At 75.2% G+C, this 19010-nt stretch carries 13 protein-coding genes; 5 read left to right on the top strand and 8 right to left on the bottom strand.

Features of this window, described 5'->3' with window-relative positions:
• Positions 1-3 precede the first annotated feature (3 nt).
• Together ACZ49B_RS36775 and ACZ49B_RS36770 are read right to left on the bottom strand one after the other, a co-directional pair.
• On the bottom strand, positions 4-441 hold the full coding sequence (locus tag ACZ49B_RS36775) for a roadblock/LC7 domain-containing protein (protein WP_030162639.1): 438 nt from the start codon (positions 439-441) through the stop codon (positions 4-6).
• Entirely contained in the window at positions 438-3233 is a 2796-nt protein-coding gene (locus ACZ49B_RS36770; RefSeq protein ID WP_468315023.1) for a sensor histidine kinase, read from the bottom strand. Before ACZ49B_RS36770 ends, ACZ49B_RS36775 begins: the two co-directional genes overlap by 4 nt.
• Before the next feature lie 347 nt (positions 3234-3580).
• Between ACZ49B_RS36770 and ACZ49B_RS36765 the strand changes: the two genes are divergently transcribed.
• On the top strand, positions 3581-4075 hold the full coding sequence (locus ACZ49B_RS36765; RefSeq protein WP_468315020.1) for a hypothetical protein: 495 nt from the start codon (positions 3581-3583) through the stop codon (positions 4073-4075).
• 102 nt (positions 4076-4177) lie between these two features.
• Here ACZ49B_RS36765 and ACZ49B_RS36760 read toward each other — a convergent pair whose 3' ends face one another.
• From ACZ49B_RS36760 to ACZ49B_RS36745, 4 genes are all read right to left on the bottom strand, one after another.
• Positions 4178-8926, bottom strand: a complete 4749-nt coding sequence (locus tag ACZ49B_RS36760) for a hypothetical protein (RefSeq protein ID WP_468315017.1) — start codon at positions 8924-8926, stop codon at positions 4178-4180.
• A gap of 76 nt (positions 8927-9002) precedes the next feature.
• Positions 9003-9905, bottom strand: a complete 903-nt coding sequence (locus tag ACZ49B_RS36755; RefSeq protein WP_468315016.1) for a hypothetical protein — start codon at positions 9903-9905, stop codon at positions 9003-9005.
• Positions 9902-10201 (bottom strand): hypothetical protein, encoded by a 300-nt coding sequence (locus ACZ49B_RS36750; protein ID WP_468315014.1) that lies wholly within the window; start codon positions 10199-10201, stop codon positions 9902-9904. The genes ACZ49B_RS36755 and ACZ49B_RS36750 overlap by 4 nt, the downstream gene beginning before the upstream one ends.
• Complete coding sequence (locus tag ACZ49B_RS36745; protein WP_468315012.1) at positions 10198-11703, bottom strand: hypothetical protein; 1506 nt, start codon at positions 11701-11703, stop codon at positions 10198-10200. Before ACZ49B_RS36745 ends, ACZ49B_RS36750 begins: the two co-directional genes overlap by 4 nt.
• 185 nt (positions 11704-11888) lie before the next feature.
• Between ACZ49B_RS36745 and ACZ49B_RS36740 the strand changes: the two genes are divergently transcribed.
• Genes ACZ49B_RS36740 through ACZ49B_RS36730 form a run of 3 tightly spaced genes read left to right on the top strand, consistent with a single transcriptional unit; the run spans position 11889 to position 14127 of the window.
• Entirely contained in the window at positions 11889-12647 is a 759-nt protein-coding gene (locus tag ACZ49B_RS36740) for a LamB/YcsF family protein (RefSeq protein ID WP_468315053.1), read from the top strand.
• Entirely contained in the window at positions 12644-13261 is a 618-nt protein-coding gene (locus tag ACZ49B_RS36735; protein ID WP_468315010.1) for a 5-oxoprolinase subunit B family protein, read from the top strand. Before ACZ49B_RS36740 ends, ACZ49B_RS36735 begins: the two co-directional genes overlap by 4 nt.
• A complete protein-coding gene (locus ACZ49B_RS36730; protein WP_468315008.1) occupies positions 13258-14127 on the top strand; it encodes a 5-oxoprolinase subunit C family protein in 870 nt (289 codons plus the stop codon). Before ACZ49B_RS36735 ends, ACZ49B_RS36730 begins: the two co-directional genes overlap by 4 nt.
• A 2043-nt stretch (positions 14128-16170) precedes the next feature.
• Here the strand turns inward: ACZ49B_RS36730 and ACZ49B_RS36725 are convergent.
• Together ACZ49B_RS36725 and ACZ49B_RS36720 are read right to left on the bottom strand one after the other, a co-directional pair.
• Entirely contained in the window at positions 16171-17568 is a 1398-nt protein-coding gene (locus ACZ49B_RS36725; protein ID WP_468315007.1) for a HEAT repeat domain-containing protein, read from the bottom strand.
• Positions 17569-17911: 343 nt separating this feature from the next.
• Positions 17912-18334: an ankyrin repeat domain-containing protein gene (locus tag ACZ49B_RS36720; protein ID WP_468315005.1), complete on the bottom strand. Its 423-nt coding sequence runs from the start codon at positions 18332-18334 to the stop codon at positions 17912-17914.
• Positions 18335-18678: 344 nt separating this feature from the next.
• On the opposite strand from ACZ49B_RS36720, the gene ACZ49B_RS36715 reads away from it, so the two are divergent.
• The gene (locus ACZ49B_RS36715; RefSeq protein WP_030162614.1) at positions 18679-18873 is read left to right on the top strand and encodes a hypothetical protein; all 195 of its coding nucleotides are present in this window, start codon (positions 18679-18681) and stop codon (positions 18871-18873) included.
• Positions 18874-19010 lie beyond the last annotated feature (137 nt).

Here is a 19010-nt window from a genome sequence, read left to right as displayed (position 1 = left end):
GCCTCACCCTCCGGCTGGCAGCCCGGAGCGGGGAGCGGTCGCCAGGTGGTCGCCGACCCGCTTGACCATGAGGGTCATCTCGTACGCGACCTGCCCGACGTCGGAGTCTGCGTCGGAGAGCACGGCCAGGCAGCTGCCGTCGCCGGCGGCCATGACGAAGAGGAAGGCCTCGTCCAGCTCGACGACGGTCTGGCGGACGCTGCCGGACTCGAAGTGGCGGCCGACGCCCTTGGCCAGGCTGTGGAAGCCGGAGGCCACGGCGGCCAGGTGCTCGCTGTCCTCGCGGGTCAGGTCCTTGGAGCTGCCGGTGGGCAGGCCGTCGCCGGAGAGGACCACCGCCTTGCGGATGCTGCCGACCCGGTCGACGAGCTCGTCGAGGAGCCAGTTGAGCGGACCGGAGCCGCGGCCCCGGGTGTCGTTGCCGGTCTGCGGTGCGGTCATCGACCGTCCCCCTCGTTCTCGGATCCGGGACCGGTGGCGGCGGAGGTGCCTGCCCCGGTCCCGGACTGCTGCTGTGCCTGCTGCTTGCGGCCCGCCGTCCAGCCCCGCTGGAGTGCGGTCATGCGGGTACGTACGTCATCCGCGTCGCGGTGGACCACCGGGTCCGCGGCGGCTTCGGCGGGTGCGGGGGCCGGGGAGTTCTTCAGCTGGGGCGCCAGGCTGGCCTGGCGGACGCGCTTGGGCAGCCCGCCGGGACCGTTCGCGGGGGCGCCGCCGGGCAGGGCGCCGCCGGGCGCGGCCGCGCCGGGGCGGGCGCCGGCCCCGGGGTCCGGTGCGGGCTGCGGGACGGCGGACACCGGGCGGGGCTCCACGCGGCGGCCGTGCTCGGCGACCAGCGTCGGGGTGGGCCTGCGGCGCGGGAGCGGTACGGCGCCCGCGGACCGGGGCCCGTCCGGGCGGGCGCTGCGGATCGGCTCGGGGCGGTGGCTGTCGAGGCGGACCGGGCCGGTGGGGGCCGGCTGCTCCCGGTCGCGGTCCCGGCCGCCCTTGCGGTCGGTGTGCGGCCGGTCCGCCGGGCGGAGCCCCAGCAGGGCGCTGCGCGGGGTGCCGTTCGGCGGGGTCTCGTCGTCGAGCGTGGCCATGGCGGGGCGGCCGCCGATGCCGGTGAGCCCGGTGATCCCGGGGGTGACCTCGTCCAGGGCGGCCGGGTCGTCGAGGCCGTCCAGCCCGAGCACGCCAAGCGGGGCCTCCAGTTCGACGGGGCCGCGCAGCTCGGGGGCGGGCAGCGGCCGGCCGGCCGGGGCGCGCTCCACGGCGGCCGGGGCGGGCCGGGCGGGGCCGTGGCCGTTCGCCCGGCCCCCCTTGCCGTCGCCGAGGCGCAGGCCGGTGCCGTTGGTCTCGGGGGCCTCGGTGAGGAGGGCCGCCGGGAGGAACACCACCGCGGTGGTGCCGCCGTACGGGCTGTGCTGGAGGACGACCTTGACTCCGTGGCGCTGCGCGAGGCGGCTGACGACGAACAGGCCGAGGCGGTCGGTGTCGGAGAGCTCGAACTCGGGGGTCTCGGCCAGCCGGAGGTTCGCGTCGAGCAGCGCCTCGGGGTTCATGCCGAGGCCCCGGTCGTGGATCTCGAGGGTGAAGCCGTTGGCGACGCGCTCGCCGTGCACCTGGACGGCGGTGTGCGGCGGGGAGAACACGGTGGCGTTCTCGAGGAGTTCGGCGACGAGGTGGGTGACGTCGGCGACGGCGGGGCCGGCTATGCCGAGCCGCGGCAGCCGGCGTACCTCGATGCGCTCGTAGTCCTCGACCTCGGCGACGGCGGCCCGCACGACGTCCATGAGCTGGACGGGCTTGCGCCACTGGCGGGAGGGGGCGGCGCCGGAGAGGATCACGAGGCCCTCGGCGTGCCGGCGCATGCGGGTCGTCATGTGGTCGAGGCGGAAGAGGTCGGCGAGCTCCTCGGTGTCCTCGGTGCGCCGCTCCATGGTGTCGAGCAGGGTCAGCTGGCGGTGCAGCAGGACCTGGTTGCGGCGGGCGAGGTTGACGAACACCTCGGAGACGCCCCGGCGGAGCTCGGCCTGCTTGACGGCGGCCTCGACGGCGGCGCGCTGGAGGGTGTTGAGGGCCTGGCCGACCTGGCCGACCTCGTCCTTCTCGTACTCCAGGCGCGGGGCCTCGGTCTCGATGTCCACGTGTTCGCCTGCGGCGAGGCGGCGCATCACGGCGGGCAGCCGGACGCCGGAGACCTCGTGGGCCTCCTTGCGGAGCCGGGACAGGTCGCGGACGAGGTCGCGGCCGATGCGCACGGACAGGACGAGGGAGACGACGAGGGCGATGAAGCCGAGGATGCCGGCGACGGCCGCCTGGACGAGGACGTCCATGGCGACGGGTTCGACGCGCTTCTGGTAGCGGTCGCCGGCGGCGGTGCCCATGGTGGCGAGGTCGTCGAGGACCTTGTTCGCGGCCTCGTCCCACTGGGCGGCGGTGATGCGCGGGTTCTTGCCGGCGCCGCCGGCGAGGAACCGCTCCTCGGCGTCGCGCAGCGGCTTGGTCTCGGGATTGCTCCAGTACTGCTCGAACAGCTCGCGGTCGCCGGCCGGGAGGATCGCGAGGTTGAACTCGTAGAGCAGGGTGCGGTTGGCGGCGAGGTCGGAGACGTGCCGGATGTCCGCGGCGCTGACGTTGCGGGCGGCGAGGGCGGCGGCGATGACGGCGTCCTCGCGGGAGAGCGTCTCGCGGGCTCGGGTGATGCCGACGAGGGCGCGGCCCTGCTTGTCCATCTCCACGTTCTCGAGGGCGTGGAGGTTCATGAGGAACTCGTAGCAGGGGTCGACGAGCCGGCTGTAGAGCTCCAGCGCCTGGCTCGGGTCGAGGGTGTTCTGGTCGACGGAGCGGCGCAGTGCGCCGATGCCGTGGAACGCGTCGAGGATGGAGTCGAGGCGCTGGGCGGCTGCCGGGGCCAACTCGTCGGCGACCTCGGGGTCCTTGGCGTTGCGGCCGATCCGGTCGACGATCTCGTCGGTGGCGGCGCGGCGCTTGGCGAGTTCGGCGGTGGCGGTGGAGGCGCGGGGGTCGCCGAGGACGACGAGGGTCTGGCGGCGTTCCTTCTGGATGACGCGGACGACGTCCTCGACGGGGTAGCCGACCTTGTCGATGACGTAGGCGACGTCGAGGAGCTGGACGGCCTGGCGGCCGGTGATCACGGTCGCGAAGCTCCAGAGGGCGGTGAGGGAGATGAGCGGCACAAGGAGCAACGCCACGATCTTCCGGCGGATGGACTTCCCGCGAAAGCGCATGGCCTCCCCAGCCTCCCCCAGCTCAACCCCGTTGCCGGAGGTCGGTGTTCCGTCATTTAAACGGCGTGAGCCTACTACTGCCGGGGAGCGGCTTCGAAGGCGTGTCCGGACGTTTTCGGCCGGACGCCCGGGCGTAGATCACGAGTTGTCCGACACATCCGGTCAAGACCGGCCCGTTATGTGGCAGATGACACTTGGTGGGGTGTGAGTTCCCGCAACCGGATGGATGGCTGGAATTCTTCGTTCCAAGATGGGCAGGTGCTGGGGAGGAGTCAGGGATACGGGAATCTCTCGACGACGTCGAACGTCTACCTGTTCGAGGGGATTCGTCGGGGTGGGAGCGTGCGATGGGGATCTACGAGGACACCGGCGCGGCGGTGGGCACGCCGGGGCGGACGCTGTGGGAGGAAGAACCGGCCCGGCGGCGCAGGATGCCGGACCCGGTGCGGGAATCGGCGGTGCGGGCGGTGCTGATCGTGGCCGTCACGCTGACCGGGGCGACGGTCACGTTCTTCCTCATGCTCACCGGCTCATGGCTGGCCCTGCCGATGGGGATCGGCGCGATAGCCGGGACGGTGGTGGCCACCTGGGGCGTGCTGGACGTGCTGATCACCCGGCAGATGTGGAACCAGCGGTACGGGGTGGTGTCGGTGCCGAGCAGCACGGCGCGGGACCGTCGGCGCGAGCGGCGCCGGGTCCGCCGGGAGGCACGTGCGGAGGCGGCGGCCGGCGGGACGGACCGGATACAGCGGCGGAGCGGCGGGGTCGCGGGCGCCCGGCCCGCGATGTGGCCGCCTCCGGGCGCGGACAGGCGCTACCAGGCGAGCTCGGGCCGGGGCTGACCGTACGGCCCCTGCGGGCGCTCCGCGGGGCGGTGGGAGCCCCGCGGGGGCTCGGCGGGCCGGGCCGCGAACGGCCGGCCCGCCGGGAATCCCGGGCTGCGGTCAGGAACCGACCGTGGAGCGGCGGAACATGCGGGTCGCCGTGATCTCGCCGTGGATGGTCTCCTCCTCCGGGGACTGCTGGGGCAGGCCCGGGCGCAGGTGCTCCTCGACGCTGATGTACTTCAGGCCCGCCCGCAGGTCCGCATCGTTGCGCAGCCGGATGACCAGCGGGAACTCGGCGAGGGCCGTGGTGTCGAACAGGCCGGTCGTGTAGAGCAGCTGGACGCCGAGCGCGTCGGAGACGGCGCGCTGGAGTTCCAGCAGGTACGTGGCGTTCGCGCGCCCGATCGGGTTGTCGAGGAACAGCGTGCCCGCGTGGCGGTGCTTGTCGCGGCCGCGGTCGTTGCTACGCAGCGCAGCCATCGTGCAGTACAGGGCGATCGCGGCGGTCAGCAGCTGGCCGCCGGAGAAGACGTCGCCCATCTGCCCGACCGGTACGCGCTCGGCGCGCAGCACCGCGTCCGGCTTGAGGATTTCGACCGAGATGCCCTTGGGTTCCAGGGCCGCCTGGACTCCGCGCAGCAGCAGGGACATTCCGTCGCGGCGGCCCTCGCCGAAGGAGGCGGTGCTGTTCTTCTTCACCGCCGCGCGGGTGGCCTCGTCGATGACCTCGCCGAGCCGCTCCGTGAGGGTGGCCTGGTCGGGCTCCTCGAAGCGGATGCGCAGGAACTCCTGGCCCGACCACTCTCCGAGGCCCTCGGGGAGCTGGGAGAGCCGCTGGGCGGAGCGCAGGGTGGCCAGGGCGGACTCCACCAGTCCGCGCAGCCGGTCGACGATGCTGTCGCGGTTGCGCTCCAGCTGGGCCAGCTCGTCGGTGAGGACGCGCAGCCGGGGCGCGAAGGCCGCCGCCCAGGCCGCGGCGTGCTCGGGCAGGGCGGAGGCGGGCAGTTCGCGGATCTGCTGGCGGGCCGGGGTACGTACCTGCTCGTAGCGGTTGGCGTTGGCGTGGCGGACCAGGATGTCGCTCGCCTCTCGGACCGCCGACTCGGCGGCCGAGAGGTCGGCCGCGCAGCCGCGCAGGGAGCGGCGGGCCTCGGCGGCGGACTGCCGGGCCTCCTCCAGCGTGCCCGGGTGGGCCGCCGGCTCCTGCTCGTCGTCCTGGTGGGCGTGGTCGCGCAGCAGGTCCCGCAGCATCGCCGCGGTCTCGTCGAAGCCTCCGGCGCCGTCCTCGGCGGTGCGGTGGGCGCGCAGCAGGTCGGCGTGGGCTGCCCGGGCGCTCTCCACGGCCGCGGTGTGCGCGGCGAGCTGGGCGGTGGCGGTGCGCAGGAGGGCCTGGGCCTGCTCGACGTCGCCGGGGATCAGCTCCTCGGGCAGGTCGGTGTGCGCCTCGCCCTCGGTGGGGGCGTGCCGTTCGGCCTCGCCGCGCAGCCGGCCGAGCTGCTCGCTGGCGGTCGACGCGCGGGTCTCCAGCATCTGCACGAGGGACTCGGCGCGGGCTGCGGCCGCCTGGCGGGAGGGGCCGTCGGCGCCGTCGGTGCCTTCGAGGAGCTGGGCGGCGCGGGTGCGGACCTTGTTGGTGAGCCGGTCGAGCTCGGCGAGGGCGGCGCTCTCGTCGCTCTCGGCGCGGGCCTGCTCGGCGCGCAGGTCGGCGCCGACGCCGACCTTCTCGTACAGCCGGGAGGCGGCCCGGTAGGCCTCGCGGAGGTCGGGCAGCGGGGCCTTGGGCGCGCCGTCGTCCTCGGGCAGGGCCTCGGGGGCGCCGGCGATCTCGGCCCGCTCGGCGCGCAGCGCGCGGGCGGTGCGGCGGGCGTCGTCGGCGGCGCGCTGGGCTGCGCGGCGGTCCTCGTCGGCGGCGCGGGCCCGGTCCAGGCAGACCTCGGCGCGGGCCTCGGACTCGGCGGCCTCGTCGGCGAGTTCGCGGACCTTGGCCTGCCAGCCGGCGCGCTCGCGCAGGCGGAAGGCGAGCCCGGCGAGGGCGTCGGCGGCGCGGCGGGCCCGCTGGGCGGTGTCCTGGCGCTCGTCCCGGACACGGGCGGCATCGGCGGCGGCCTCGTCGGCTTCGGCGCGCACGGTACGGGCCTCCGCCAGCTCGGCGTCGGCCTCCTCGGCGAACGCACGGGCGGCCTCGGCCTGCTGCGCCAGCTCGGCGAGGCGGCCGGGCGGGCAGCCGGTGCGCCAGGAGGCGAGGCGGGCGGCGAGCTCGCGGTCCCCGGCGAGGCGGGCGGCCAGGTCGCGGATCTCGGTGTCGCGGGCGGTGGCGCGGGTGCGCAGCGCCTGGCGCTCCTCGTCGGCGGCGTGCTCGTCGTGCATGGCCGGGTTCGGCGGTACGAGAAACACACCGGTGTCGCTCTCCGCCGCGGGCGGTACGGGCGCCAGCAGGGCGGCGGCCGTGCCGACGGCGACGGTGGAGCGGGGCAGCAGGGCGGCGCCGGAGAGGACCTCGCGGGCCCGGGAGTGGGTGTCGGGGTCGGTGATGACGACGCCGTCGACGAGCTCGGGGCGGGCCGCGAGGACGGCCGCGTGGTCGGCGGGGTCCACGGACTGGGCGAGGTAGCGCCAGCCGGGCAGGGCGGGGATGCCGTGTTCGCCGAGGTACTCGACGGTGGCGAGGACGTCGGGGCCGGGCGGCAGCAGCCCGCCGTCGCCGAGCGCGCCGAGGATCCGGGCGTCGTCGGCGGCGGCGGTGCGCAGCTCGAAGAGCTGGCGTTCGGCCGATGCGACCGTGTCGGTGAGCAGTTGGCGCAGGTCGTCGGCGTTCCGGTCGAGGTCGGCCACCGTGAGCCCGCCGCCGCCGGCGGTTTCGGGGTGGCCGGCTGCGGCCGGGCCGGGAGGTCCGCCGACGGGGCCGGGGGTACCGGCGTCCGCGGCTGCGCCCGATCGGGCCTGCGTACCGGATCCCGTGAAAGCCCCGGGCACGCCGCTCTGCGCCCCCGTACGCGGAGGGGGGAGGAAACCGACGGGGGCCGGCGGAAGGCCGAGCAGTTCCGCCAAGCGGGGCGCGGCGGCGAGGGAGGCGGCCGCCCGGTGCTCGGCGTCGTGCGCGGCCTCGGCCGCGTCGGCGGCGTCCGCGCTCCGGGCCGCGGTGAGTTCGGCGCGGGACTCCGCTGCGGCCGCCTCGCGGGCGGCATCGGCGGCGGTACGCGCCGCATCGCGGGACTCGTCCCAGGCGGCCACGGCGGTCTTCTCGGCGTCACTGGCGGCGAGGGCCGCGCGCGCCGGGTCCGCGTCGGGCGCCGAGTCGTCGAGCCAGCCGGCCCGGACGGCTTCGGCGGTCTCCTGCTGGACCTCGGCGAGCCGGGCCCGCAGGTGTTCGGCCTCGCTGCGCGCCCGCTGGGCGGCCGTGGCGGCGGCCGTGGCATCGCGGTGGGCGGCCTCGCCCGCCTCCTGGAGGCCGGCGGACCGCTCCTCCTCCTCGTTGGCGACCCGCTCCCCGTCCTCGGCGGCGGTGTGCAGGGCCCGTACGAGGGCGGCGGCGGCCGTGGCGCGGGCGGCCAGCGCCGGGGCGGCGTCCCGCTCGGCCTCCAGGATCGCGGCGGCGACCCGGGCGGAGCGGTCGGACGCGGCACGGTGGCGCAGCACGATCTCGGCGGCCTGCCACGCGGAGTGCAGGGTGCGCGCTTCGAGGAGCTCGCGGCGCTGGGCCGCGGCGGCCTTGTCCGCGACGGTCAGCGCCAGCGAGGCGTGCCGGTAGGCGAGTTCGGCGGAGACGGCGGCGCTGCGGGAGCGCGCGGACTCGGCGGAGGTGACCCCGTGGGCGGCGCCGGTGACCCGCTGGGCGAGGTCGGCGGCGCGGCCGCGCTCCTCGCCGGCGCGGGCGGACAGCCGCCGGGCGAGGGTGCGCGTACGGCGTTCCGCGCCCGCGTGGACGTCGCGGAGCCGGGAGCGGGTCTCGGCGGCCTCGACGATCTTGGTCAGCAGGTCCACGGAACCGGCGGTGAAGTCCCGTTCGGCCATCAGCTCGGCGCGGCGGCCGAGCTTGTTGCCGAAGCCGTGGACGAGGTCGGCGAGGCCGTCGGTGTCACGGGTGTCGGTGACCGCGCGCAGCAGCAGGTCGGTGAAGTCGGAGTCCTTCTTGACCGCGAAGAGGCCGGCGGCCTCGCCCTCGTCTGCGTTCATCTCGCGCTGGTAGCGGAAGAGTTCGGGGTCGAGGCCGAGTTCGGTGAGGTGCTCGTTCCAGCGGTCGTGGATCTCCTCGAAGTACACCTCGAGGTGCGGGTACGCCTTGCCGGCCTCGGTGAGGGCGTCGCGGAAGCCCTTCATCGTGCGGCGCCGGCCCTGCGCGCCGGAGGCGCCTTCGACGGGCGGCCGGACGGCGGTGGCCTCGGCGACGGGGAGGTTGTCCAGGCTCAGGCCCGGGCCGGGGCGGAAGGAGTACCAGGCCTCGGCGAACTTGCGCGGGTCGTTGGAGACCTGGCGGCCGCGCCATTCGCTGACCTTGCCGACGACCACGCACTCGCCGGTCTGGGTGTGCTGCCACTCCAGGGCCACGTGCCCGCAGTCGTCGGCGAGCAGGAACTTGCGCAGGACGCCGGAGCTGGCGCCGCCGAGGGTGTTGCGGTGGCCGGGCAGCATCACCGAGAAGATCAGCTTGAGCAGGACGGACTTTCCGCCGCCGTTCTCCAGGAAGAGCACGCCGGCCGGCGCGGGGCGGCGCGGCGGGCCGGTGGGCTCGTCCTCGAAGAACTCCGCCTGGGCGGGCGCCGGGTGGGGCACCGGCTCGCCGACTCCGCGCAGGTCGAGCACGGTGTCGGCGTAGCGCGCACCGGCGGGCCCGATGGAGTAGAGGCGGATCCGGGACAGCTCGTACATGGCGGCGGACTCTCGTTGTTTCTCGGTGTGTCTCGGTAGGTAGGGCGGGTCGGGCGGCGGTGCTCGGCGGCGGGACTCAGGCGTGGAAGGGCAGGCCGGCGTCGGCGGCGAGCTCCAGGTCGTCGCCCTCGGGCGGCGGGAGGAGGCTGGCGGAGCCGTCGCTGACGGGGACCACGCCGAGTTCCAGGAGCTCGGCCATGGCCGCGCTGCCCGCCATGTCGCGGACCTGGAGCTGGTAGCGGGGGGTGGTGCGGTAGGTGCCGCCGGCGTCGTCGCCGGTGCGCTGGAGGAACCCGGAGTCGGTGAGGAAGGCGGCGGCCTTGCCGACGATGCCGGTGGTGGAGCCGGCGAGGCGGCGCGCGTCCTTGGTGGCGCCGGTCGCGCTGCGGCGGGCGTAGACGCGCCAGGCGGCTTCGAGGCCGGGGGCGTCGGTGGCCGGGTCGGTGTTCTCGCCGAGCTCCTCGGCGCGCTCCTCGAGGCGGCGGCAGGTCTGCCGGACGAACGCGTCGACGCCGTTGACGGTGACGCGGCCGATGTAGCCGTCGTCGGCGAGGTCTTCGGGGCGCGGGAAGGCGAGGGCGGCGACGGCGAGGTGGGCGAGGCCGTGCAGGAACCGGTCGGCGGAGTCGGCGATGGTGCGGCGGGCGTAGTCGCCCATCCGGACGGCGAAGACGGAGTCCTCGCCTGCGGCGACGGCCATGCCGGCGCGCGGGGACACCTCCAGGACGACGAGGCCGAGGCCGGTGGCGACGGCGTCGGCGAGGCGGCCGAAGGCCGGCTCCTCGCGGTAGCGGCGCAGCAGTTCGGCGTACTCGGCGTCGCGGGCGGGGAGCAGCTTGGGCTGCAGCCCGAAGGCGACGAGCCGGGCCGCGTCCGCGGCGTCGGCGGGGGTGACGGACCCTCCGGGGGCGGGCGCGACGGGAGCCGACGGCGCGTCGGGCTCGCTCCACGCGGGGTTCTCGGCGTGGTGGTCGCTCACGGGTGGGTCTCCTCGGCGGTGGGGTGGTCGTGATGTACGGCGGTGGCCGCGCCCGGCGCCATGCCGGCTCCGGCACCGGCCGGGACGGCGGCGACGCCGGTCCGCGGGCGCGGGCGCACGCGCGGGCCGCGGACTGCCGGGGCCTGCGCCCCGGCGCGGTGCCGTACGGCCGGACTGCCCGCCCGGGAGGGCCCGGTGGCGGGGCCGGGCGGCCGACCGGCTGTGGCGCGGTCGTGCCCCGGGGCGGCGGCGGTCGGTGGGTGTGCGCGCCGGGCCGGGGCGGGCGGCGCGGTCATGCCGCCTCCGTGCGGTCCGCGGTCATCGCGGCCGCGTCCAGGAGGGCCGTGCCGACGATCAGGTCCGCGCCGCCGAACTCGGGGTCGTCGAGCTCCGTGCCGTCGTCCACGGCGAAGAGCAGCCGCTCCTCGCCCTGGCGGTAGGCCGTGCCGACCGCCGGGCTCGCCGCGTGGACGGCCAGCAGGGCCACCAGGTACGGCAGGTCCGGGTCGCTGCGCCGGGCCTGGGCGAGCAGGCCCGACAGGCGGCGCGGGGCGTCGTGCGGCAGGTCCAGGAGCTCCATCGCGGCGGCGAGCTGCCCCTCGCTGAAGCGGCTGTCGTCCGGGGTCGCGATGAGGTCCGGCTCCGGCATCTCCGCGCCGAGGTGCTCGCGCTCCACCGGCGGCGTCAGCAGTATCTCGACGAGGTCGGCGACGCGCACGGAGACGGGCGTGCGCAGGCCCGCACCCGCGGCGAAGAAGGCGTCGGTGACCCGCCCGGCCTGCGCGACCGGCAGCGGCAGGATCGGGGCGACGAGCTGGCCGTACAGGTCGATCCCGGAGCGCGGCGCCGGGGCCGCGAAGGCCTGCCGGTCCTGCTCGGCACGGAACAGCGGGCCCGCGTCCAGCAGCCGGGACTGGAGCTGGGTGTGGCGGCGGATGCAGTCCTTGACGATGTCGACGAGCTCGGCGGCGCGCCGCTTGTTCTCCGGCTCCTCCGCCTCGTCCCGCGCCCGGCGGATGTTCGTCAGGATCGCGTTCTCGTGCCGGTAGCGGTCGGCGACGTGGTCGAGGGCCTCCTCGATCATGTCGGGCACGGACTGCAGCCAGTCCACCGCCCGGACGTTGCGCCGGGTCGCGTCCAGCGTGCGGCGCAGCGTCTCGGCGTACTGGACCGTGCGGTACCGGGCCTGCTCGGCGGCGAGCTGGGCGTCGGCCAGCCGGCCCCGGCTGATCAGGACCTCCAGCTTCACCTCGGCCGCGATCTGCGCGCTGGTGACGTCCGTGTCGAGGGCGCCGACCAGCACGTTGACGGCCTCGTCCGTCGTACGGAGGTAGACCGCGCCGCCGTATCCGGGAACCTCTTCGATCAGCTTGAAGTCGTAGTCCCGCCGGACGTACACCCCGTCCGGGCCGAACGTGCCGTAGATCGCCCGGAAGCCCCGGTCGACGCTGCCGACGTTGATCAGGTTCTCCAGCACCCAGCGGGCCACCCGCTCGTGCTCGGCGGCCGGGCGGTGCGGTGCCTGCGCGGCGATGCGCGGCAGCAGCCGGGCCACTATCTGCTCGTGGTCGGCGCCGGTGTCGAAGTCCATGTTGAGCGTGACCAGGTCGATCGCGGCGAGCGCGACCTCCGCCATCGCGTAGATCCCGTACTCGCCGGCGAGATTGGCCTTGCGGACGTCGAGGTCGTGCAGCGGGGCGGTGCAGGCGAGCGCGCGCAGCCGCCGGGCCAGGCCCTCGTCGGCAGCCGGGCCCGGCGCCGGGGACGGAAGGGTCTTCGCCGGGGCAGGGAGAGTCACGGACAAAGACTAGGCGCTGATGCTGACAACATCCCAAACGGCATGGTTCGGCCGGATCGGTCCAGGGGGGTTGCGGACGTGCCGCCGCAGGTGCCACGAGACGTCCTGCCGAACGCGCGGCCCAACCCGTCACCGCCGCGCGGGCGCTGTTCTACGCTCACCGCATGGCTGCCATGATCACACCACTGATCGATCTCAACGCCGACCTCGGCGAGGGCTTCGGGCGCTGGACGCTGACCGACGACGAGGCCCTGCTGTCCGTCGTCACCAGCGCCAACGTGGCCTGCGGTTTCCACGCCGGGGACCCGTCGATCATGCGCCGGGTCTGCGAGCTGGCCGCGGAGCGGGGCGTACGGATCGGCGCGCAGGTCTCGTACCGCGATCTGGCGGGCTTCGGGCGGCGCTCCATGGACGTGCCGGCGGGCGAGCTGGCCGACGAGGTGGCGTACCAGATCGGGGCGCTGGAGGTCTTCGCACGGGCGGCCGGCTCCCGGGTGTCGTACGTGAAACCGCACGGTGCCCTGTACAACCGCACGGTCCACGACGCCGACCAGGCGGGCGCCGTCGTCGCCGGGGTGCGGACGGCCGCCGGGGCCGACGACCTGCCGGTGCTCGGCCTGCCGGGCTCGCTGCTGCTGACCGCCGCCGAGGCGGCGGGCCTCACGGCCGTGCCGGAGGCCTTCGCCGACCGGGCGTACACGCCGGCCGGAACGCTGGTGCCGCGCAGCGAGCCGGGGGCGGTGCTGCACGACCCGGCCGCCGTGGTCGCCCGCGCGGTCGGGATGGCGACCGAGGGCGCGGTGACGGCCGCCGACGGCTCTTGGGTGGCGCTGGAGGCGCGCTCTCTGTGCCTCCACGGCGACACCCCGGGGGCGGCGCAGCTCGCCCTGCGGGTGCGCGAGGCGCTCGGCGCGGCGGGCGTCCGGGTGGAGGCCTTCGCGTGAGGCCGCTGGTGGTGGGCGGTGCGGCGCTGCTGATCGAACTGGACTCGGCGGCGGAGGTGGCCGCGCTCCACGCGGAGCTGCTCCGGCGGCGGGACGCGGGCGAGCTGGGAGCCGTACGGGACGTCGTGCCGGCCGCGCGGACCGTACTGCTGGACGGTGTGCGCGAGCCGCGCGCGCTGGCGGAGCGGATCGCGCGCTGGGAGGTGCCGCCGCTGGCGGAGACCGAGGGGCCGCTGGTCACCGTCCCGGTGCGGTACGACGGGCCGGACCTGGCGGAGACGGCCCGGTCGTGGGGGGTCGCGGAGCGGGAGGTGGCGGCCATCGTCGGGGGGACGGTCTTCCGGGTGGCCTTCTGCGGGTTCGCCCCCGGCTTCGGGTACCTGACGGGCCTGGCGGAGCGCTACCACCTGCCGCGGCGGGCCACGCCCCGTACGGCCGTCCCGGCGGGCTCGCTGGCGCTGGCGGGCGAGTACGCGGGGGTGTACCCACGCTCCTCCCCGGGCGGCTGGCAGCTGATCGGGACGACGGACGCGGTGCTGTGGGACCCGGAGCGGGAACCGGCGGCGCTGTTCGCGCCGGGGGTCCGGGTGCGGTTCGAGGAGGTGACGGGGTGAGGGATGCTGCGCTGGAGGTGCTCCGGCCGGGGGCGCTGACCACGGTCCAGGACCTCGGGCGGCCCGGATACGCGCACCTGGGGGTGCCCAGGTCGGGCGCGCTGGACACGGGGGCGCACGGCCTGGCCAACCGGCTGCTGGGCAACCCGCCGGACGCGGCCGCGCTGGAGACCACCGTGGACGGGATCGGCCTGCGGGCGCTGGCGCCCGTGACCGTGGCGGTCACGGGCGCTCCTTGTGCGGTACGGGTGTCCGGCCGGGCGGTGGCCTGGGGAGCCCCGGTCCGGCTCCGTGCCGGGGCGGAGCTGGAGGTGGGCCGGGCGGAGTCGGGGGTGCGCAGCTACGTCGCGGTGCGGGGAGGGTTCGCCGTACCGCCGGTCCTGGGCAGTCGCTCGACGGACCTGCTGTCGGGGCTGGGGCCGGGTGTCCTGTCGGCCGGGACAGTGCTGCCGGTGGGCCCGCCCGGGCCGGATCCGGTCTGCGGGGCGGATGCGCTGCGGGAGCCGGGGGCGCCGACCGAGCTGGTCCTGCCGTTGCGGCTGGGGCCGCGGGCGGACTGGTTCGAGCCGGCTTCGATCGCGGCCCTGTGGCGCGCGGAGTTCCGGGTCTCGTCGGCGTCGAACCGCATCGGACTCCGTACCGAGGCCGGCGCCCGGCTGATCCGCAGCCGCGGCGGTGAACTGCCGAGCGAGGGCATGGTGCTGGGCGCCGTCCAGGTCCCCCCGGACGGCCTGCCGGTGGTGTTCCTGGCCGACCACCCGGTGACGGGCGGCTACCCGGTCGTAGGCGTGGTCCCCCCGGGCCCACCCCTGAACGCAGCAGCCCAGGCCAGACCGGGTGTCGGGGTGAGGTTCGTGCGGGGGTAGGGGGCGGGGAGGGGGGGCGGGGCGGGGGCTCCGGGGGCACGCATGCGGCGCCGGAAGGCTCGGGCGGGACGCCGGGGACGGGGACTGCGCGGTCGGCGCCTCATCTCAGGCGGGACGCCGGGGGCGGGGACTGCCCAATCGGCACCTCATCTCAGGCGGGACGCCGGGGGCGGGGACTGCCCAATCGGCACCCAGCCCCAGACAGGACACCGGGGGCGGGGACTGCGCAATCGGCACCCAGCCCCAGACAGGACACCAGGGGGGCAGGGACTGCGCAATCGGCACCTAACCTCAGGCAGGACGCCGGGGGGCGGGGACTGCGCAGTCGGCGCCGGAAGGCTCAGCGGAACGCCGGGGTCGGGGTCTGTGTGAGCGGTGTCGGAGGGTGTCCGGGGGCGTCCCGTCAGTCCACTGTCCTTCCGTGTCGTGCCGGTCCCTCAAGGGCGCTCTCTTCGTTCGCGTCGCTTCGCGATGGCCTGCGGCCACCCTTGACCGACCGACCCGCCCCGGAATGCCAACAGACTGCCGGGAAGCCCCCGAAGGATGGCCGGGGGGTTCGGATCCGGTCCAGCCCCGATCAGAGACGCCGAGCAGGGACCCCTGTCATCCGCACCCAGCCCACCAGGACCACCCAGGCGGAGCAGGATGGAGCCCCGGGGAGGGAACGGCTCCCTGAAGGGCCCATAGAAAGCCCTTTCCGGACCCGGGCAGGGTCAACCTGCACCAGACAGCGATGAAATGACGATGCGGTGCCGGTTGGACCGTGGACGCCCCAAATCGCTACGCGCTTCTCTCTGTTTGGCGTCCGACGGCCGTCTGGGGCTGGACATAGGCCGCCCAGACGCCTCCCAGGGGCGGGTTTCGGGCGTCTGCAGGCCAGTTGGAGTGAAAAGCGGGCGAGAGGGAGCCTGATGCCGGATTTCTCAACCTCTCACTCCGGCAGGCGCCCATTCACCCCTCAACCGGTCGCCAAAACGGGACAAACAACCCGCACTCGCATCCCAGGCTGACCTCTGCCGGTCGTGGGCGGCTTATGACCGGCCCCAGACGGCCGTCGGACGCCAAACAGAGAGAAGCGCGTAGCGAATTGGGGCGCCTGCGGGCCCACCCCTACCGGCATGGGCATCTGGTCGCTGTCCGGTGCAGGTTGACCCCGCCCGGACGCGGAAAGGGTGCCTATGGGCCCTTCAGGAAGCCGTACCCTCCCCCGGGCCCCATCCCGCTCTGGCTCGCTGGTCCCGGGGACTGACTCCGGATGACCAGGGGCCCCTGCTCGGCATCTCTGATCTGGGCAGGTCGGAATCCGAACCCCCCGGCCATCCTTCGGGGGCTTCCCGGCAGTCTTATGGCATTCCGGGGCGGGTCGGTCGGTCAAGGGTGGCCGCAGGCCATCGCGTAGCGACGCGAACGAAGAGAGCGCCCTTGAGGGACCGGCACGACACGGAAGGACAGTGGACTGACGGGACGCCCCCGGATGCTTACCGTCGCCGGTTACGCGGACCCCGCCCCTGCCCCCCGACCCACTCTTCCGGCCCCGAGTACACCGACCCCGCCCCCGGTCTCCCGATCGACCTTCCGTCGCCGCATGCGTGGACCCCGCCGCCCCCACGCCCGATCGGCTCCTCTGGTGCCTCGCACGCGGGCCCCGCCCCCCGGCCCAAGCCCGCGAGGACCTCCCCCGCGCCGCCCGCGCGGCCCCCAAGGTCCCGGTCGGCGTTCGGTGCCGGGTGCGATGGGCCCCGCCCCCGGCATCCCGCCGACCCGTCCCACCCCGAGTGCACAGACCCCGCCGCCACACGCCCGATCGGCTCCTCTGGTGCCTCGCACGCGGGCCCCGCCCCCCGGCCCAAGCCCGCGAGGACCTCCCCCGCGCCGCCCGCGCGGCCCCCGGGGTCCCGGCCGGCGTTCGGTGCCGGGTGCGATGGGACCCGCCCCCGGCATCCCGCCGACCCGTCCGACACCGCGCACCCGGGCCCGCCCCCGGCGTCCCGATCAGCCCTACCGGCGGCGCGGAGGGCGCGCCCCCGCCCCCGCTCCCCCGCACTACACCGCCGACTCCGGCGCGATCCGGCTGCGGACCGCCGACTGGACGTCCTCTTCCTCGGCCGGGTCGGCCGCCAGGCGGCGCAGGCGCGGTGCCACTCGGGCGTCCGCCGTTTCCGCGTGGTGGGCCGCCACCTCGCGGGTGGTCTCCTCGCAGTCCCAGAGGCATTCCACGGCGAAGCCGGCCGCGAAGGACGGGTCCGTGCTGGCCAGGGGGCGCGCCGCGCGCCCACGCAGGTGGGACGAGGCCGTCTCGCGGTAGATGTGGCGCAGCACCGGTGCCGCGCAGCCGATGGAGAGCCGGCCCGCACCGTCGACCAGGGCGAACAGCCGCTGGGCGTCCGGGCCGGAGCCGCGGACCGTGGAGCGGAGTGCGCCGAGGACGAGTGCGGTGTCCTCGGAGCCGCCCCGCGCGGCCAGGAGGGCGGCCGCGGCCGCGCCCAGCGCGTCGGGGCGGTGGACCCACTGCCGGGCCCGGTCGACGGCCGCGGGGCCGCACATGCGCTCGTAGGCGGCCACGGCGGGCTCGTCCCCGGCGGCTTCGATGAGGTCCAGTACGGCCGGGTTCTCCGGCTCGGCGAGGACCAGGTGGTGCAGGGCGGTGGCCCGGGCGGCCTCGCCCGCGGCGCCGGCGGCGGCGGCGAGGATCGCGGAGCGGTCCTCGGGTGCGGCGACGGCGGCGAGACAGCGTGCGGCGGGCACGTGCAGCGGGGTTCCGCGGCGCAGCCCGTCGGCGGCCCAGTCGAAGACGGCCTGTACGCCCCAGCCGGGCCGGGGTCCGTTCGGGGTGAGCTGGCGCTGCCAGCGGTCGAAGGAGCCCTGCTGGCGGGCCGCGCGCAGGCGGTCGCCGTACTCGGGTGACTCCTCCCACAGGCACCAGGGCCGGGGCTCGTACGCGTCGCGGACGGCGGCGGCCAGCCGCGCCTCGCCCTCGGCGGTGGCCGGGAATCTGGCGAGGACGGGCGTGGCGAGGCTGCGCAGCCCCTCGTCGTCGTCGCGCAGGGCGAGCTCGTCGAGGGCCCACGCCCAGTTGGCGCCGGAGGCGGCGTAGCGGCGCAGCAGCATGAGCGCGTCGTCGCGGCCGTACGAGGCCAGGTGGCCCAGGACGGACAGGGCGAGGCCGGTCCGGTGGTCCGTGTCGTCGACGAGGTCGTCGGCGCTGAAGAGGTGGCTCTCGATCTCGCCGAGGGGGCCGTCGAGATCCAGGTACAGGCGCGCGTAGTACAGCGAGCGGTTCTCGACCTGCCAGTCCTGGCGCGGATCGCTGACCACGCACTGGTTGAGGGCCGCGAGGGCCTCCGTGCGGGGCGCCGCAAGGGCGTGCAGCGTGCCGTCGCCACGGCCCCGCTGGAGGAGCCCGAGCAGGGTGCCGCTTGGCGCTATGACTGGTTCGAACATGGGAATGGCCTCAAATCAAGCTGGGGACGCAACCGGGAATCGGGATTCACAGGGCCGCGTAACAGCATGTGAGGACGTTCGCCGTCATGTTCCGCTCGATGTAGACCATTGCCTTCTCACTCTCGTCGGTGCTTCGCGACCAGGACGGCCGGTCTGCGCAGGGGGTGGGCGCGGACACCCTTCGTGTCCTGCCCGCTCCTGCCCGTCCGCCGTGTTCGCAAATCGAATCCGACGCCATGATGACCCAGCCGGTTTGTGCGCCGCGACCACATTTACGGCCGCCGTGATCAACCCGTGAGGTGGCGGCCCGGTCGGACCGTGCCAGGTCACGGGCAAAAACGGACTACTTGGCTCCGAAGAGTTCCAGCAGGTCCGCCTTGGCGAACATGCGGGCGGTGTCGACGGCGGAGGGGGTTCCGGCCATCGGGTCGGCGCCTGCGGCCAGCAGGGCGCGGATGACGGCCTCCTCGCCCTTGAAGACGGCGCCGGCGAGCGGGGTCTGGCCGCGGTCGTTGGCGCGGTCCGCCTCGGCGCCGCGGGCCAGCAGGGCCGTGACGGTGGCGGCGTGGCCGTGGTACGCGGCCAGCATGACGAGGGTGTCGCCGCGGTCGTTGGTGAGGTTGGCCGGGACTCCGGCGTCGAGGTACGCGGTGAGCGTCTCGGTCTCGCCCTGGCGGGCGAGGTCGAAGATCTTGGTGGCCAGCTCGATGACGTCCTCGTCGGGAGCGCCCTGGGAGCCGCCCTCGGTGGGCTCGTGCTCGCTCATCTGTCGTACCGCCTTCCACTCGCTGTCGGCATGAGGTCCCCCCGGACCGGCGGGCAGGGGGGCGTACGGAGCCGCGGCCGTACGGGTGAATCGCCAGAGTAGCGCCCGGACCTGCACATACGGGGCCCGGACCGAGGCAAGCATCCCCGTGGGGGCCGGTTGGCGCTGGTGGGCGCCGGGCTGATCCGGTCGGCCCCGCTTCGCCGCCGGACGCGCCAGCCGGGCTGCGCCGGTCAAGTGAAAAAAGCCCGGATTCACCCGTATGCACCTTTTATCGCATTGATACTTCCTGTGAGCCTGGAACAACTGATGGTGACTGTCCCCACCCACCAGGAGAACTTCTCATGATCCTCTCCATCTCAGGCGTCGTCCTGCTCGGCATCATCGCCTTCCTCTTCTTCAAGAAGGACGGGATGAAGCTGTCCCACGCGTTCGTCTGTGCGCTGTTCGGCTTCTTCCTCGCCGGCTCCGCCATCGCGCCGAGCATCACGGCGAGCACGGCGAGCCTCGCGAGCCTCCTCGGCGGGATCAAGCTCTAGGGGGTGTCCGCGAAGTCGTGCCGGGCGCCCGAAGGGCGCCGCCCGCGGCGTCTGGTGTCGTGCAGCGCAAGCCGGAGGGGGGAGAGGAAGATCGGAAGGGACTGGGGCTACCACAAACCAGGGCAGGGGGGCCACAC

This window comes from Streptomyces sp. NPDC031132 (assembly GCF_055570595.1).
Note: the sequence above shows the minus strand (reverse complement) of the source record. Positions and strands in the feature narration are given on the sequence as shown.

What these genes read in the sequence shown, in the direction of transcription:
- ACZ49B_RS36725 (WP_468315007.1), bottom strand. Translation starts at nt 17,568, where the DNA reads ATGTTCGAACCAGTCATAGCGCCAAGCGGCACCCTGCTCGGGCTCCTC.
- ACZ49B_RS36775 (WP_030162639.1), bottom strand. Translation starts at nt 441, where the DNA reads ATGACCGCACCGCAGACCGGCAACGACACCCGGGGCCGCGGCTCCGGT.
- ACZ49B_RS36720 (WP_468315005.1), bottom strand. Translation starts at nt 18,334, where the DNA reads ATGAGCGAGCACGAGCCCACCGAGGGCGGCTCCCAGGGCGCTCCCGAC.
- ACZ49B_RS36750 (WP_468315014.1), bottom strand. Translation starts at nt 10,201, where the DNA reads ATGACCGCGCCGCCCGCCCCGGCCCGGCGCGCACACCCACCGACCGCC.
- ACZ49B_RS36760 (WP_468315017.1), bottom strand. Translation starts at nt 8,926, where the DNA reads ATGTACGAGCTGTCCCGGATCCGCCTCTACTCCATCGGGCCCGCCGGT.
- ACZ49B_RS36765 (WP_468315020.1), top strand. Translation starts at nt 3,581, where the DNA reads ATGGGGATCTACGAGGACACCGGCGCGGCGGTGGGCACGCCGGGGCGG.
- ACZ49B_RS36715 (WP_030162614.1), top strand. Translation starts at nt 18,679, where the DNA reads ATGATCCTCTCCATCTCAGGCGTCGTCCTGCTCGGCATCATCGCCTTC.
- ACZ49B_RS36770 (WP_468315023.1), bottom strand. Translation starts at nt 3,233, where the DNA reads ATGCGCTTTCGCGGGAAGTCCATCCGCCGGAAGATCGTGGCGTTGCTC.